Source organism: Streptomyces sp. NPDC053474 (genome assembly GCF_044544845.1).
In the GTDB taxonomy this organism is placed as follows: Bacteria; Actinomycetota; Actinomycetes; order Streptomycetales; family Streptomycetaceae; genus Streptomyces.
The window spans coordinates 682646-697510 of the sequence record NZ_JBITXV010000002.1; the positions used below are offsets into that span (position 1 = coordinate 682646).

General features: G+C 71.1%; 11 protein-coding genes and 5 tRNA genes. 7 read left to right on the forward strand and 9 right to left on the reverse strand.

Features of this window, described 5'->3' with window-relative positions:
• Window positions 1–510: 510 nt before the first annotated feature.
• From ACIG3E_RS06740 to hrpA, 3 genes are all read right to left on the reverse strand, one after another.
• Entirely contained in the window at window positions 511–738 is a 228-nt protein-coding gene (locus tag ACIG3E_RS06740; protein ID WP_399612072.1) for a DUF6274 family protein, read from the reverse strand.
• A 276-nt stretch (window positions 739–1014) separates the two neighbouring features.
• A tRNA-Asp gene (locus ACIG3E_RS06745) sits at window positions 1015–1089 on the reverse strand.
• A gap of 92 nt (window positions 1090–1181) precedes the next feature.
• Window positions 1182–5123, reverse strand: coding sequence for an ATP-dependent RNA helicase HrpA (gene hrpA, locus ACIG3E_RS06750; RefSeq protein ID WP_399612074.1), 3942 nt, complete (start codon window positions 5121–5123; stop codon window positions 1182–1184).
• An 83-nt stretch (window positions 5124–5206) separates the two neighbouring features.
• On the opposite strand from hrpA, the gene ACIG3E_RS06755 reads away from it, so the two are divergent.
• From ACIG3E_RS06755 to ACIG3E_RS06765, 3 genes are all read left to right on the forward strand, one after another.
• Window positions 5207–5584, forward strand: coding sequence for a hypothetical protein (locus ACIG3E_RS06755; protein ID WP_399612075.1), 378 nt, complete (start codon window positions 5207–5209; stop codon window positions 5582–5584).
• A gap of 68 nt (window positions 5585–5652) precedes the next feature.
• Window positions 5653–6411, forward strand: a complete 759-nt coding sequence (locus tag ACIG3E_RS06760; protein WP_399612078.1) for a DsbA family protein — start codon at window positions 5653–5655, stop codon at window positions 6409–6411.
• Window positions 6408–7259: a cytochrome c biogenesis CcdA family protein gene (locus tag ACIG3E_RS06765; RefSeq protein ID WP_399612080.1), complete on the forward strand. Its 852-nt coding sequence runs from the start codon at window positions 6408–6410 to the stop codon at window positions 7257–7259. Before ACIG3E_RS06760 ends, ACIG3E_RS06765 begins: the two co-directional genes overlap by 4 nt.
• 180 nt (window positions 7260–7439) lie before the next feature.
• Here the strand turns inward: ACIG3E_RS06765 and ACIG3E_RS06770 are convergent.
• From ACIG3E_RS06770 to ACIG3E_RS06785, 4 genes are all read right to left on the reverse strand, one after another.
• A tRNA-Phe gene (locus ACIG3E_RS06770) sits at window positions 7440–7516 on the reverse strand.
• A 27-nt stretch (window positions 7517–7543) separates the two neighbouring features.
• A tRNA-Asp gene (locus ACIG3E_RS06775) sits at window positions 7544–7618 on the reverse strand.
• A gap of 39 nt (window positions 7619–7657) precedes the next feature.
• Window positions 7658–7730: transfer RNA gene (locus ACIG3E_RS06780), tRNA-Glu, on the reverse strand.
• 80 nt (window positions 7731–7810) lie between these two features.
• Window positions 7811–9406: a metallophosphoesterase gene (locus ACIG3E_RS06785; RefSeq protein ID WP_399612082.1), complete on the reverse strand. Its 1596-nt coding sequence runs from the start codon at window positions 9404–9406 to the stop codon at window positions 7811–7813.
• A 66-nt stretch (window positions 9407–9472) separates the two neighbouring features.
• On the opposite strand from ACIG3E_RS06785, the gene ACIG3E_RS06790 reads away from it, so the two are divergent.
• The 4 genes from ACIG3E_RS06790 (at window position 9473) to ACIG3E_RS06805 (ending at window position 13393) form a co-directional block, all read left to right on the forward strand.
• Window positions 9473–9823, forward strand: coding sequence for a metallopeptidase family protein (locus tag ACIG3E_RS06790; protein WP_192918148.1), 351 nt, complete (start codon window positions 9473–9475; stop codon window positions 9821–9823).
• A 190-nt stretch (window positions 9824–10013) separates the two neighbouring features.
• A complete protein-coding gene (locus ACIG3E_RS06795; protein WP_399612085.1) occupies window positions 10014–10565 on the forward strand; it encodes a hypothetical protein in 552 nt (183 codons plus the stop codon).
• 309 nt (window positions 10566–10874) lie between these two features.
• On the forward strand, window positions 10875–13106 hold the full coding sequence (locus ACIG3E_RS06800) for a DEAD/DEAH box helicase (protein WP_399612086.1): 2232 nt from the start codon (window positions 10875–10877) through the stop codon (window positions 13104–13106).
• Window positions 13107–13320: 214 nt separating this feature from the next.
• Window positions 13321–13393 (forward strand) — tRNA-Lys (locus ACIG3E_RS06805).
• A 132-nt stretch (window positions 13394–13525) separates the two neighbouring features.
• Here ACIG3E_RS06805 and ACIG3E_RS06810 read toward each other — a convergent pair.
• Both ACIG3E_RS06810 and ACIG3E_RS06815 read right to left on the reverse strand, forming a co-directional pair.
• Window positions 13526–13765, reverse strand: a complete 240-nt coding sequence (locus tag ACIG3E_RS06810; RefSeq protein WP_399612088.1) for a hypothetical protein — start codon at window positions 13763–13765, stop codon at window positions 13526–13528.
• 87 nt (window positions 13766–13852) lie between these two features.
• Entirely contained in the window at window positions 13853–14500 is a 648-nt protein-coding gene (locus tag ACIG3E_RS06815) for a hypothetical protein (RefSeq protein ID WP_399612091.1), read from the reverse strand.
• Between the last annotated feature and the right edge of the window lie 365 nt (window positions 14501–14865).

Genomic DNA, 14865 nt, shown 5'->3' on the forward strand with positions numbered 1-14865 from the left:
CATCGGACGAAGAGCACCATCGCTGCCGGGTCCCCCAACCCGGCCGTACCGTCCGACCCATAGCTCCACACGACGCGGGTCCTGCCCCAACGGGGCCCCTGCCTGAGCCGCTTGGGTGCGTCGTCGATCGCGCTGGACTCCGCCGGGTCCAGCGCGATCTTTTTTGTGCCCGGGGCCGAGCGTCGGGGCCGCTCGTCCTACACGCTCTCCCAGGCTTCAACAAGGCGGCTCACAGGGGCGCTCAACAGCGCGCATCGTGAGGCTCTACCTATAGGTGCAATTGCACATATTAGATTGAGCTGTTGTAGGGCGGGTGTAAGTTCAACTGTTTCTGAAACTCATTCGGTGACTACCGTCACACGCACCGTGGCTTGTTGCCCTTGCCGCCCTTGCGCTAATGGGGCGTAGCGCCCGGACGGGGCGAACATCCCCGCCCCGGACGGGGTGGACGGGGCCGCTTCCGTGGCTCTCAGCTTCCCACCGCGCGGCTGCTGCCCGCGGCGGCTTTGGTCATGCCTTGGGGGGACTTTCGTCCTCGCATTGCTCCGGGCGCCCCTCGTCGGCCTCGGGCGCCTCTGTGGCCTCGTGGGCGTCGTCGGCGGGCTCCATGGCGAGCCGGAGCAGCCGGTGGCAGATGGGGCAGTGCCGGGTCACGTGGCGGTAGCTCGACGCCGCGGCGAGATGGGCGCGCAGCAGGGCGCGCGTCTCGTGCCGCGCGGATGCGGGGACTGGCGTCATGCGTCACCTCCTGGGGGCGTGGCCGCCCCTGGGCCCCAGGGTCCTGCTGATTGGGGTACCGGGGGAATGTGACGCCGTCAAGGAGTCGAGTACGGGAACGGGCCGTGGGCCTTGGGCGGGGTGTCGCCCTGCGGGCTCGTCCTCAGGTGCCGGACGGGCTTGGTTGTCGCCCTGCGGGCTCGTCCTCAAACGCCGGACGGGCTTGAAGCACCTGCTCACCGTCGTCCGTGCACGCGAAAGCGGGCCGCATCCAGGGGATGCGGCCCGCTTTACTTGCGGTCCTGACGGGATTTGAACCCGCGGCCTCCACCTTGACAGGGTGGCGAGCACTCCAAACTGCTCCACAGGACCAGGTTTCGCGGCGCTCGTACTGCGTTGCGCTGCGAGAAGGACTGTACAGGAGTGCAGGCCAGCGGTCGAACTCACCCTGCGTACCCGGACGGTTACGGCACCGCCGCGTCGATGGCCTTCACGATGCGCTTGTCCGAGACGGGGTAGGCCGTGCCGAGCGCGTGGGCGAAGTAGCTGACCCGCAGCTCCTCGATCATCCAGCGGATGTCCAGGACCTCCTGCGGGACCGGGCGGCCCTGCGGCAGCTGTTCCAGGAGCCAGGCGTACTCGTCGCGCATCTCGCGGACCTTCTCCATGCGCGTGGTGTCCCGCTGCGCGTTCGTCGGCATCTGCTGGAGGCGGCGGTCGGCGGCGACCATGTAGCGCATCAGGTCCGGGAGCCTGCGGATGCCCGTCTCGGTGACGAAGCCGGGCTTGATGAGGCCGTCCAGCTGCTCCCGTACGTCCTGGAGGTTGGCGAGCAGCGCGGGGCTGCGCGTCGACTTCAGGCGCCGCTCACAGGCCTGCCAGGCGGCGAGGACCTGCTGGACCTGCGCGACCGTGCGGACCGTCGTGTCGACGATCTCGGCGCGCACCTTCTCGTAGAGCTTGCGGTACGACTCCTCGTCCCACACCGGCCCGCCGAAGTCCGCGATCAGCTTGTCCGCGGCGGCGGTCGCGCAGTCGGCGAACAGCGCGGGCATGGAGCCGTGCGGGTTCGCGGACAGGGCGAGCTTCTGCTGGTTGGTCAGCTTGTCCTGGGCGAACTTGGCCGGATTCACCGGAATGTTGCGCAGGATGAGTCGGCGCGTGCCCTTCCACATGGCCTGGGTCTGCTCCGCCTCGGTGTCGAAGAGGCGGACGGAGACCGTGTCGCCGTCGTCGACCAGGGCCGGGAAGGCCTTCACGGGCTGGCCAGCCCTGCGGGTCTCGAAGACGCGGTTCAGCGTCCCGATGGTCCAGTCGGTGAGGCCGGTGCGCTCGATGGTGGCGCCGCCCGTGCGCTCCGCCGTGGCGGCCGCCGCCTTCGACAGGGCCTTGCGGGCCTTCGGCTTGAGCTGGAGCTTGAGCGCCTCCAGGTCCTTGTCCTCGGCGAGCTTGCGGCGCCGCTCGTCGGTGATCCGGAAGGTGATCTTCAGGTGGTCGGGCACGCGCGTCAGGTCGAAGTCGTCCGGCGAGACCGGTACGCCGACCATGCGCTGGAGCTCGCGTGCCAGGGTGACGTGCAGCGGCTCCTGAAGGGGCACCGCACGCTCCAGGAACGCCTTCGCGAAGTTGGGCGCCGGGACGTAGTTCCGGCGGATCGGCTTGGGCAGGGAGCGGATCAACTCGATCACGACCTCCTCGCGCAGGCCGGGGATCTGCCAGTCGAAGCCCTCGGCCGAGACCTGGTTGAGCACCTGGAGCGGGATGTGGACCGTGACGCCGTCCGCGTCCGCGCCCGGCTCGAACTGGTACGTCACCCGGAACTTGAGCTGCCCCTGGCGCCACGAGTCGGGGTAGTCGTCCTTGGAGACGTCCCCCGCCTTCTCGTTGATGAGCATGGACCGCTCGAAGTCGAGCAGCTCCGGCTCGTCGTGGCGCTTCTTCTTCCACCACGCGTCGAAGTGGGCGCCCGACACCACGTCCTCGGGCACGCGCTGGTCGTAGAAGTCGAAGAGCGTCTCGTCGTCGACGAGGATGTCGCGGCGCCGCGCCCGGTGCTCCAGCTCCTCGACCTCGGTGAGCAGCCTGCGGTTGTCGGCGAAGAACTTGTGGTGCGTGCGCCAGTCGCCCTCGACGAGCGCGTTGCGGATGAACAGGTCGCGCGAGACCTCGGGGTCGATCCGCCCGTAGTTCACCTTGCGGTCGGTGACGAGCGGGACGCCGTACAGCGTCACCTTCTCGTACGCCATCACGGCCGCCTGGTCCTTCTCCCAGTGCGGCTCGCTGTACGTGCGCTTGAGCAGGTGCTGGGCGAGCGGCTCGACCCACTCCGGCTCGACGCGCGCGTTCACCCGGGCCCACAGGCGTGACGTTTCGACGAGCTCGGCGGACATCACGAAGCGCGGCGGCTTCTTGAACAGCGCGGACCCCGGGAAGATCGCGAACTTCGCGCTCCGCGCCCCCAGGTACTCGTTCTTCGCGCCGTCCTTGACGTCCTTCATGCCGATGTGGCTCAGCAACCCGGCGAGCAGGGAGATGTGCACCTGCTTCTCGGGGGCGTCGCTGTCGTTCAGATGGATGCCCATCTGCTTGGCGACCGTGCGCAGCTGCGTGTAGATGTCCTGCCACTCGCGGATGCGCAGGAAGTTCAGGAACTCCCGCTTGCACATGCGGCGGAACGCGGAGGAGCCGAGCTCCTTCTGCTGCTCGCGCACGTACCGCCACAGGTTGAGGTACGCCAGGAAGTCCGACGTCTCGTCCTTGAAGCGGGCGTGCTGCTGGTCGGCCTGCGTCTGCTTGTCGGCGGGGCGCTCGCGCGGGTCCTGGATGGACAGGGCGGCGGCGATCACCATGACCTCGCGGACGCAGCCGTTCTTGTCGGCCTCCAGGACCATGCGGGCCAGGCGCGGGTCCACCGGCAGCTGGGCGAGCTTGCGGCCCTGCTGGGTGAGGCGCTTGCGGGGGTCCTTCTGCGCGGGGTCGAGCGCGCCCAGCTCCTGGAGGAGCTGCACGCCGTCGCGGATGTTGCGGTGGTCCGGCGGGTCGATGAAGGGGAACTTCTCGATGTCGCCGAGGCCCGCCGCGGTCATCTGGAGGATGACGGACGCCAGGTTCGTCCGCAGGATCTCCGCGTCCGTGAACTCGGGGCGGGCGAGGAAGTCGTCCTCGGAGTACAGGCGGATGCAGATGCCGTCGGACGTACGGCCGCAGCGGCCCTTGCGCTGGTTGGCGCTGGCCTGGCTGATCGCCTCGATGGGCAGGCGCTGCACCTTCGTGCGGTGGCTGTAGCGCGAGATGCGGGCCGTGCCCGGGTCGATGACGTACTTGATGCCCGGGACGGTCAGGGACGTCTCGGCGACGTTGGTCGCCAGGACGATTCTTCGGCCCGTGTGCTGCTGGAAGACGCGGTGCTGCTCGGCGTGCGACAGCCGCGCGTACAGCGGCAGGATCTCGGTGAACTTGTACTTCTTCTTCTCCAGGGCGTCCGCCGTGTCGCGGATCTCGCGCTCGCCGGAGAGGAAGACCAGGATGTCGCCCTTGCCCTCGGCCTGGAGCTCCTCGACCGCGTCCGTGATCGCGGTGATCTGGTCGCGGTCCGGGTCGTCGCCCTCCTCCTCCAGGAGCGGGCGGTAGCGGACCTCCACCGGATACGTACGGCCGCTGACCTCGACGATCGGGGCGTCACCGAAGTGCCGCGAGAACCGCTCGGGGTCGATGGTCGCGGAGGTGATCACGACCTTGAGGTCCGGGCGCTTGGGCAGCAGCTGGGCGAGGTAGCCGAGCAGGAAGTCGATGTTGAGGCTGCGCTCGTGGGCCTCGTCGATGATGATCGTGTCGTACGCGCGCAGCTCGCGGTCCGTCTGGATCTCGGCCAGCAGGATGCCGTCCGTCATCAGCTTCACGTACGTGTTGCCGCTGACCTGGTCGGTGAAGCGGACCTTCCAGCCGACGGCCTCGCCCAGCGGCGTGTTCAGCTCGTCGGCGACGCGCTCGGCGACCGTACGGGCCGCGATGCGGCGCGGCTGCGTATGACCGATGAGGCCGCGCACGCCGCGGCCCAGCTCCAGACAGATCTTCGGGATCTGGGTGGTCTTGCCGGAGCCCGTCTCACCGGCGACGATCACGACCTGGTGGTCGCGGATCGCCTCCAGGATCGCGTCCTTCTTCTGGCTGACCGGCAGCTGCTCGGGATAGGTGATCGCGGGCACGCCGTCGGCGCGGCCCGCCATCCTGGTGGCGGCCTGGTCGATGTCCGTCGCGATCTCGGCGAGGACGGTGGCCCGGGCCTCGGGCTTGCGGATCCGGCGCGCACCTTCGAGCCGCCGGCCGATGCGGTGCGCGTCGCGCAGCGACAGCTCCGAGAGGCGGGGGGCGAGGGCGTCGAGGGTGAGGGCGGGCTGCGTAGACATACGCGATCCAGGATCTCACCCGGTGCTCACAGGTGGCCAACCGATTTCCCGGGGCGCGCGCCGCGGCACGTACCATTCCGGGCATGTTGTCCCGTGTGCGTACGCCGTGGTGCCCCCTGGTGGCGGTGCTGCTCGTGGTGCTCGGGGCGTTCTGCGGGCCCGCCTTCGCGGACCGGCCCGCGCCGCCCGTCGAGCGGGCGGCACACGTCTTCGTCCAGGAGGCCGACGGGCGGGGGGTGCCCGGCTGCGGCCGGAGCGACACCTCCGACCTGGGCCAGCGGCCCGCGGTGCCGCCGCGGCAGGGTCCTGGGTACGAGCTGCCGCCGTCGGCGTACGCGGCCCGTGTCGTGGACTACGACTCCTGGGGAAGCGAGCCGGCCGTGCGGGCCGTGGCGTCGCTGCGCGCGCCGCCGCCGCTCACGCCGCCCTCACCGGTGGATCTCTCCGTTCTGCGCGTGTAGGAGGCCCCTGTCTCAGGGGTCCCTTCAGCTACGCACGCCTACGCACGCAACAGGAGAAGCGCATCACCATGTCCACCGCCCGCAAGAAGAAGAACATCGCCGTCGTCGCCGCGGTCGCCGTCGCCGCCGGGGCGCTCGGCATCGCCTCCTACACGGCCACCAAGCCGGACGACTCCGCCTCCACCGGGTCCTCCGCGTCCGCCAAGAAGGGCTCGGACTCCGCCGCGCCCGAGGCGGGCGTCTTCCCCGAGCTGGAGGGGCTCGCCCGCCGCGAGGCCAAGGACCCGCTCGCCCAGGGCAAGGCCGACGCCCCCGTCGTCATGATCGAGTTCGCGGACTTCAAGTGCGGCTTCTGCGGCAAGTTCGCCCGTGACACCGAGCCCGACCTGGTGAAGAAGTACGTCGACAACGGCACCCTGCGCATCGAGTGGCGCAACTTCCCGATCTTCGGCGAGGACTCCGAGCGGGCGGCGCGCGGCGCCTGGGCCGCGGGCGAGCAGGGCCGGTTCTGGCAGTTCCACGAGGCCGCGTACGCGGACGGGGCCAAGGAGAAGGGCTTCGGCGACGACCGGCTCAAGGAGCTGGCGCGCGAGGCCGGGATCAAGGACGTCCCGCGCTTCCTGCGGGACGCCGGGAGCGACGCGGCCAAGGCGGCGGTGAAGAAGGACCAGGACGAGGGCTACAAGCTCGGCGCCACGTCCACGCCGTCGTTCCTGGTCAACGGGCGGCCCATCGCGGGCGCGCAGCCCCAGTCCGTCTTCGAGGAGGCGATCGAGAAGGCGGCGGCGAGCCGCGCCGAGGGCGGCAAGGAAGGGTCCGGCAAGTGACGGCCGACGTCGGATACTTCGCCGCCTTCCTCGCCGGTCTCCTCGCCCTGGTCAGCCCGTGCAGCGCGCTGCTGCTCCCGGCGTTCTTCGCGTACTCGATCGACTCCACGTCGCGGCTGCTCGCCCGGACGGGCATCTTCTACGCCGGGCTCGCCACGACCCTCGTGCCGCTCGGGGCCGCCGGGTCCACGGCCGGGCGGTTCTTCTTCGGGCACCGGGAGGAGCTGGTCTTCTGGGCAGGCTGGACGATCATCGCGCTCGGGATCGCGCAGGTGGTGGGGTTCGGCTTCGCCTCCCGCCGCCTCGCCGAGCTGTCCGGGCGCATCCGGCCCACCACGGCGGTGTCGGTGTACGCGCTCGGTGCCGTCTACGGGCTCGCCGGGTTCTGCGCGGGCCCGATCCTCGGCAGTGTCCTCACGGTCGCCGCGGTGAGCGGCAGCCCGGTGTACGGCGGTGCGCTGCTCGCCGTGTACGCGCTGGGGATGGCGGTGCCGCTGTTCGTCCTTGCCGCGCTGTGGGAGCGGTTCGACCTGGGGCGGCGGCGGTGGTTGCGCGGCCGCGCCTTCCGCGTCGGCCGTCTGGAGCTGCACACCACGTCCCTGCTCTCCGGCCTGTTCTTCGTGCTGCTCGGCGCGCTGTTCCTCGCCTATGACGGCGCCGCCGCGCTGCCGGGTCTGCTCGACGTGGACGACTCGTACACGGTCCAGGAGAAGGCGAGCCGCATCGGCGACGCGGTGCCCGACTGGGCGGTCCTCGTCGGCCTGGTCGCCGTGGCGGCCGCGGTGGCCCTCGCGGCGGCTCTCCGCGGGCGTCGCGAGGAGTCGCGGGCGGCACCGGACGCGGAGTAGCCCTTGCTCCCGGTCCCGGCCCCGCCCGGGACTGGGAGCGCCCGGGGCCGTGCCCGCCTTGGGTCGCAGGTCAACTGGCCTGCGGCCCAAGGTGTTTCACGTGAAACATCCGCCGGGGAGGGGGCTCCCGCAGTGCCGGGACACGACGAAAGCCCTCGTCGGGGGACGAGGGCTTCGTGATGGTGGCTGGGGCCGGGATCGAACCGGCGACCTATCGCTTTTCAGGCGATCGCTCGTACCAACTGAGCTACCCAGCCACGCAGCTCACCGAGGTGATCTGCAAGCGGTCCTGACGGGATTTGAACCCGCGGCCTCCACCTTGACAGGGTGGCGAGCACTCCAAACTGCTCCACAGGACCTTGCGTTGTGCGAGCACTAGTCTCGCACAGGGTGGTGCGTGCCCCCAACGGGATTCGAACCCGTGCTACCGCCTTGAAAGGGCGGCGTCCTAGGCCGCTAGACGATGAGGGCTATCGACCCGCCTGGGCGCTTCGCAGCGCGTCGGGGACGTGAGAAGCATATGGGATGCGGGGACCTATCGCCAAAACGGTTTACGGAGGAGGGCCCGGCGGGGGTGTCGAGGGCTCGGCCCCGGGCTGGTTCTCCTTGGGAAGATGGCGGCTGACCTCGGCCTTCGTGAGGCCGAGCCCGCCGAGCTTGATCTCGTCCCAGGCCTGGAGCCGCTTGGTCGCGCGGTCCAGATAGAGCACGGAGGTCTCCACGGGGTCGGGGTGTTCGCCCTCGACGGCGCGCAGCCCGCTGCCACCGGTCGAGCCCTCGGTCCGCAGCCGGGTGCCCTTGTCCAGGACCTCCATGTCCTGGTGGTGCAGATGCCCCGTGAGCACCAGCGGCACCGTCCCGTCGGTCTCGCGCGCGGCCACCGGGTTGTGCGCGACCGCCACGTCGACCGGGGTGCGCGCGGCGGCCTGGGCGCGCAGGGACGAGGCGAGCGTGATGCCCGCCACCTCCTCCGCCGGGTTGCCCTCCGCCTTCGTGGACCGGTCGGGCGTGAACTGGGGGTCGCCGATGCCCGCGAAGCGCAGGCCCGCGACGTCGACGGGCTTGCCGTCGTCCAGGACGTGCGCGTTCTTGAGCTTCTTCAGATAGCGCTGCGTGGTCGCGGAGTCGTGGTTGCCGCGCACCCAGACGTACGGCGCGTCGAGGTCCTCGACGGGGTCGAGGAAGGCGTTCTCGGCGGAGGTCCCGTGGTCCATGGTGTCGCCGGAGTCGACGATGACGTCGATGTCGTACTGCTCGACCAGCGAGTTGATGATCTTCCAGCTCGCCGGGTTGAGGTGGATGTCGGAGACGTGCAGGAGGCGGATCGTGGAGGGGTCCGGCTCGTACGCGGGCAGCGTCGACGTCACGTCGTACAGCTTGGTCACGTTCGTCACCAGGCGCGCCAACTCACGCTGGTAGACGTCGAATTCGCTGACGATGTTGCGGGCGTTGCCGACCACGGAGGGCGCGCTGCTGAGCAGTCCCGAGAACTTCGGCTCCAGGACCGACCGAGGGTTCCAGGTGGCGGCCGCGGCCACGCCGGACGCGGCGAGCAGGGCGAGTGCGAGGCCGCCCGCGGCGAGCGCGCGCCGGGGGCGGCGGTAGACGGCGAGGCCGAGCGCGGTCGCCCCGGCGACGACCGCGGCGCAGGAGCGCACCGCGAGGTTCAGCGTGCCGTTCGCCACGTCGGAGGCCACTTCCTCCTGGAGCCCCGAGATCCGCTCGGGGTGGTCGACCAGGGCCTCGGAGCGCACCGGGTCGAGGCGGTCCACGTCGACGTCGAGGCGGATCGGCGCGGTGTGCGAGCGCAGCTCCAGGGAGCCCAGGGGCGACACGTCGATCTTCGTACCGCCGGTGAGCGAGGGCCGCAGCGCCATTCGGGTGTCCATCGGCCCCACGGACGTACGGACGCTGCCGACGATCAGCAGGCCGAGCCAGGCGCCGAGCACCACGACGGCGATCAGGCCCAGGGAGCGCGCGAACGGGCGCGGGCTCGTGCCGAGCTCGCCCAGGGCACGCCCCTGACGTGCGCTTTCGCGGCTGCTCCGGGGTGCGCGCCGGAAGGCGCGGACGCGGCCGACGAGAGTGGTGGGGACACCGCGCAGGCCGCGCAGGTGCCGCAGAACGACCGTGACGTCGCGCCCCATTGGGCGCGTATGCCCGCGCGGAGAGGTGGCTATGCCTGCCGGTGATCGACGGTCGACAATGGGCCCGTGCTGGAGATGACGCGTGAGGAGTTTGAGGAACTGGTGGCCGAGGCGCTCGACCGGATCCCGCCCGAGCTGACACGGCTCATGGACAACGTGGCGGTGTTCGTCGAGGACGAGCCGCCCAGCGACGACCCCGAGCTGCTCGGGCTCTACGAGGGCACGCCGCTGACCGACCGGGGCGAGTGGTACGCCGGGGTGCTGCCGGACCGGATCACCATCTACCGGGGGCCGACGCTGCGGATGTGCGCGTCGCGCGAGGACGTCGTGGCGGAGACGGAGATCACCGTGGTGCACGAGGTGGCGCACCACTTCGGGATCGACGACGAGCGGCTGCACGCGCTCGGGTACGGCTGAGCGGCCCCGGAGGGCCGGGCTGTCCCCGATCGGCCGAGCGGTCCCGGGGCGGGGCTCCGCCGTCCCTGGTCGGCCGGGTCGGCGGGCCGGGCGCGGGTCCTTCTTGGGGCGGTGCGGCGCGTGTCCTCTTGCCGGGCGCGGGAGTTGGGCAGGTCGTCTCTCTCCCCCTGCGCCTCGGAGGTGCTCGGCCGTGCGCCAGTTCTACGTTTCCGTCCGGTGGGCCGCGACCGTGGTGGCCGTCGCGGCGACCGCGGGCTGCATGAGCATCGGCGACGACGGGAGCGGCGCGCCCGTGCCCGGGAAGTCGGTCAAGGAGCGCGGGGGCGCCGCCGCGCCCGACGGCGGCACGGTGCTGCCCGGCGGCGAGCGCGGCCGCGGCGACGACCGGGGCCGCGGGGGCGGCGACGGCAAGGGCAAGAAGAGCAAGGGCAAGCGCGGCGACAAGGGCGAGGCGTCGCCGGAGGCCGACGGCGACGCCAAGCCGGGCGGCAAGCCGTCGCGGGCCGGGTCCGGCACCGCCGCCGCGTCGGTCGAGCCGACGAGGAACGGGCGGCCGACGCCGACGCGCACGAAGCCGGGGCCGCGCCCCACGCGGACCACCCCCACCCCGGACCCGACGCCCGAGCCGCCCACGCCGTCGCCGGACCCCACGACCCCGGAGCCCTCGTCGTCGGCGCACGGGGAGGCGGAGGGGCCGGTCAAGGAGCAGGGGGAGCCGTCGCCTGAGGCGGGCCCGGCGTAGCCCTGGGGGGCGCCCTGGAACCGGTCCATCGGCCTTCGGCCTCGTCCTCAAGCGCCGGACGGGCTTGATCTTGGGTGCTGGGCGCCGCCCCTCCGGTGATACAGGGCCTCTGTGGTGCACATTTGCCAATGTGGGGGGTGGGTGCGTATGGTGGTAGATCGTTTGATCCCATTTGCCCGGCGCCGACACAGAAGAGCGCCGCGTGGCGCGTACTCTCCCTTGCCGTGGCTGACCGCATAGAGGCGGTCCATTGCGAAATCACGGAGTTGACGGGCGCGTGCCGAGACTCCGGAAGGTTTCGCATTTCGCATGTCCATTTCCAGTTCTGACCACGCCGTCCTGCCCGAGAACGAGTCCGCCCTCGACGTGGCCGAGGCCGTCGTCGAGGCCGCCGCGACCGTCGAGGCCGTAGAGGCCGCGGAGCAGGTCGTCGAGACCGAGGCCCTCGAGGCCGCCGAGGCCGACACCGAGGCTGACGCCGACGCCGAGCCCGAGATCACCTTCGGCGACCTCGGTCTGCCCGACGGCGTCGTCCGCAAGCTCGCGCGCAACGGCGTGCACACCCCCTTCCCGATCCAGGCCGCGACCATCCCGGACGCCCTGGCGGGCAAGGACATCCTCGGCCGCGGCCGCACCGGCTCCGGCAAGACCCTCTCCTTCGGTCTGCCGACCCTGGCGCGCCTCGCCGACGGCCACACCGAGAAGAAGAAGCCCCGCGCGGTCATCCTGACCCCGACCCGCGAGCTGGCGATGCAGGTCGCCGACGCCCTCCAGCCGTACGGCGACGTCCTCGGCCTGAAGATGAAGGTCGTCTGCGGCGGTACGTCCATGGGCAACCAGATCTACGCCCTGGAGCGCGGCGTCGACGTCCTCGTCGCCACCCCGGGCCGCCTGCGCGACATCATCAACCGCGGCGCCTGCTCCCTGGAGAACGTCGAGGTCGCCGTCCTCGACGAGGCCGACCAGATGTCCGACCTGGGCTTCCTGCCCGAGGTCACCGAGCTGCTCGACCAGGTCCCGGCCGGCGGCCAGCGCATGCTGTTCTCGGCCACGATGGAGAACGAGATCTCCACGCTGGTCAAGCGCTACCTGACCAACCCGGTGACGCACGAGGTCGACAGCGCCCAGGGCAACGTCACGACCATGACGCACCACATCCTGATCGTGAAGCCCCGCGACAAGGCGCCGGTCACGGCCGCGATCGCCGCGCGCAAGGGCCGCACCATCATCTTCGTCCGCACCCAGCTGGGCGCCGACCGCATCGCCGAGCAGCTGCGCGACGCCGGTGTGAAGGCCGACGCGCTGCACGGCGGCATGACGCAGGGCGCGCGTACGCGGACCCTCGCCGACTTCAAGGACGGCTACGTCAACGCGCTCGTCGCCACCGACGTCGCCGCCCGCGGCATCCACGTCGACGGCATCGACCTGGTCCTGAACGTGGACCCGGCCGGTGACCACAAGGACTACCTGCACCGCTCGGGCCGTACGGCGCGCGCGGGCCGCAGCGGCACGGTCGTGTCCCTCTCCCTGCCGCACCAGCGCCGCCAGATCTTCCGCCTCATGGAAGACGCGGGCGTCGACGCCTCCCGCCACGTCATCAACGGCGGCGGCGCCTTCGACCCCGAGGTCGCCGAGATCACCGGTGCCCGCTCCATGACCGAGGTGCAGGCCGACTCCGCCAGCCAGGCCGCGAGCCAGGCCGAGCGCGAGGTGCAGGGCCTGACCAAGGAGCTGGAGCGCGCCCAGCGCCGCGCCGCCGAGCTGCGCGAGGAGGCCGACCGCCTCACCGCGCGGGCCGCGCGCGAGCGGGGCGAGGACCCGGCCGAGGCGATCGCCGCTGCCGCCGCCGAGACCGCCGCCGACGCCACCGCGGCCGAGGCCGCGCCGGTCTCCGTGCCGGAGCAGACGGACCAGCCGCAGGCCGAGCGCGCCGAGGGCTTCGACCGTGGCGACCGCGGTGGTTTCCAGCGCCGCGACGACCGTGGCGGCCGTTCCTTCGACCGTGACCGTCGTGACGACCGTGGCGGTTTCCAGCGCCGTGACGACCGCGGTGACCGTGGTGGCTTCCAGCGTCGTGACGACCGTGGCGGTTTCCAGCGTCGCGATGACCGTCGTGACGACCGTGGCGGTTTCCAGCGCCGTGACGACCGTCGTGACGACCGCGGTGGCTTCCAGCGCCGTGACGACCGTGGCGGCCGTTCCTTCGACCGTGACCGTCGTGACGACCGCGGTGGCTTCCAGCGCCGCGACGACCGTGGCGACCGCGGTGGCTTCCAGCGCCGCGACGACCGCGGTGGCCGTCCCTTCGAGCGCCGTGACGACCGCGGCGACCGTGGCGGCTTCCGCCGCGACGACCGCCCGTCCGGCCACCGTGGCAGCGACCGTCCGTTCAACCGCGACCGCCGCGACGACCGCCCCGCCGGTGGCGGCTACCGCTCCGGCGGCCACGACCGTCCGTCGTACAACCGCCGTGACGACCACCGCTCCGGCGGCTCCTTCGGCCGCCGCGACGACAAGCCGCGCTGGAAGCGCAACGGCTGACACGCCGGTCCGGCACGCGGCCGATGACTGATGAAGGCGGGCACATCTCCGGATGTGCCCGCCTTCACGCGTACGCCGTCCCTGCACAACCCCGGTCCACGGGAGGCGGTTCGCTCCCCGTTCGCCCCGCCACCACGGCCGCGCTGCCGATACCCGATCGGACTGCGGGGCCCGGCGGGCTATGCTCATGGGTGCGCCGACATCACGTCGACGAGGACCGTTAGCTCAATTGGCAGAGCAGTGGACTTTTAATCCATTGGTTGTGGGTTCGAGTCCCACACGGTCTACCGAGAGCAGGCGGGGGGAAGCCCCCTCTGACCTGCTAGGCAGCGTCCGGATTAGCTTCGGCTGGCTCGGGCGCTGCCTTGTTTTCGAGCCCTTGCGTGCCCGATGCGTGAGCGGATGGCACGCCAGCGGCCTCAGGTCTTGCTGTCGTCGATGACGTTGCCGTTGGAGCAGTTGTTGACGTGGTCACCGGTCCAGTCGCTCAGTACGGGCACCACGGCCGCTTCTTGTAGGCAGACGGCAGCGGCGGTGAAGTTCCAGTTGGTGGCCGCGTTGACCGCGCCGTCGAAGTTGCTGTCGTTGTCCGCGTGGGCGGGTGTGGCCAGACCGAGTCCGGCGAGCGCCAACGCGGCTCCTGTGATCATCTTTTTCACGGCAGGTGAACGACACGGCGGTCGGTACGTCACGCGAGGCGGGCCGTACGAATGAGCGGGGTGCTCCTTCTCCTGGGGCTTCCGGGCTTACGAGGTCACCGGCCATGCGCCGGGCCTGCTCGATGGCGATCCGTACAGCACTGCCGCGGACTCGGTGACGGCCTGTTGATGGCCGGGGACGGTGTACGCGAGGTTGACCACGCTGCGGCGGATGCCGGGGCGGCGCAGGGCGGTGACGCGGTGGGCCGTGGTGTCGCTGCGCAGGAGGTAGGCGTCGCCGGGGCTGTGCCGGGCTCGCCGAACCGCAGGCGTGTCCAGCGTGCTCAGCCCCTGGGCCTGCGGTACGTATTCCAGAAGCCCACCGTCGTCGGGGTCGGCCGGGGCGTCGGCGAACAGCACCAGGGCCAGCGGGTAGTCGTCCGTGTGGGCGCCGTGGGTGTCGCCGGGGCGGTGGAGGATGTTGACGACGTACCGCTCCAGGGGCTCGCGCACCGGTACGGCGTCGAGGGCGGCGATGCGCCCGGCCAGCGCGACCAGGTCCGGATCCTCGTACAACTCGGCGATCAGTTCGGACTCCTTGGCGATGGTGTGCCCGCCGACCGTGGTCATGTGGCGCGGCGAGTCGTCCATGCACGTCATGGTCAGGTCCCGCCGGGTGGCGAGTTCCTCAAGCCGGGCCACCTCCGCGCGCAGCCGAGCCAGGGCGGTGGGGCCCAGCAGCGAAGGCAGGGGCACGTAACCGTCCGCGTGAAACCGGTCTCGCAGGTCAGGTGTGTACGGGGGCAAGGTCAGCCTTTCTGGGTCCTACCCCGGCCGTGTCGCACGAAGGGGTGGGGCTGCCTCACGTCCCGTACGGAGCCGATCCGCGACCCAGGAGGACTTGACGGCATGTCCGGATACGCACTGTCGCCCGAGGAACTGTCCTGCTGAGCGGATCCACGCCAACGGCCAGAAGGTTGAGCAGTGCCTTCAGACGGTCTCGGAGAACCTCACGTCGGCCGGTGTGACCTACGACCAGCAGGAGCCGGACGCCCAGTCCAGCATCTCCGGCATCAGCGGCCGACTCGGCTGACCCGTACCCGCCGACGAGATCCACGGGG

Excerpts from the sequence above, each read along its gene's own strand:
- ACIG3E_RS06800 (WP_399612086.1), top strand. The coding sequence starts at position 10,875 with ATGTCCATTTCCAGTTCTGACCACGCCGTCCTGCCCGAGAACGAGTCC.
- ACIG3E_RS06740 (WP_399612072.1), bottom strand. The coding sequence starts at position 738 with ATGACGCCAGTCCCCGCATCCGCGCGGCACGAGACGCGCGCCCTGCTG.
- ACIG3E_RS06785 (WP_399612082.1), bottom strand. The coding sequence starts at position 9,406 with ATGGGGCGCGACGTCACGGTCGTTCTGCGGCACCTGCGCGGCCTGCGC.
- hrpA (WP_399612074.1), bottom strand. The coding sequence starts at position 5,123 with ATGTCTACGCAGCCCGCCCTCACCCTCGACGCCCTCGCCCCCCGCCTC.
- ACIG3E_RS06755 (WP_399612075.1), top strand. The coding sequence starts at position 5,207 with ATGTTGTCCCGTGTGCGTACGCCGTGGTGCCCCCTGGTGGCGGTGCTG.
- ACIG3E_RS06760 (WP_399612078.1), top strand. The coding sequence starts at position 5,653 with ATGTCCACCGCCCGCAAGAAGAAGAACATCGCCGTCGTCGCCGCGGTC.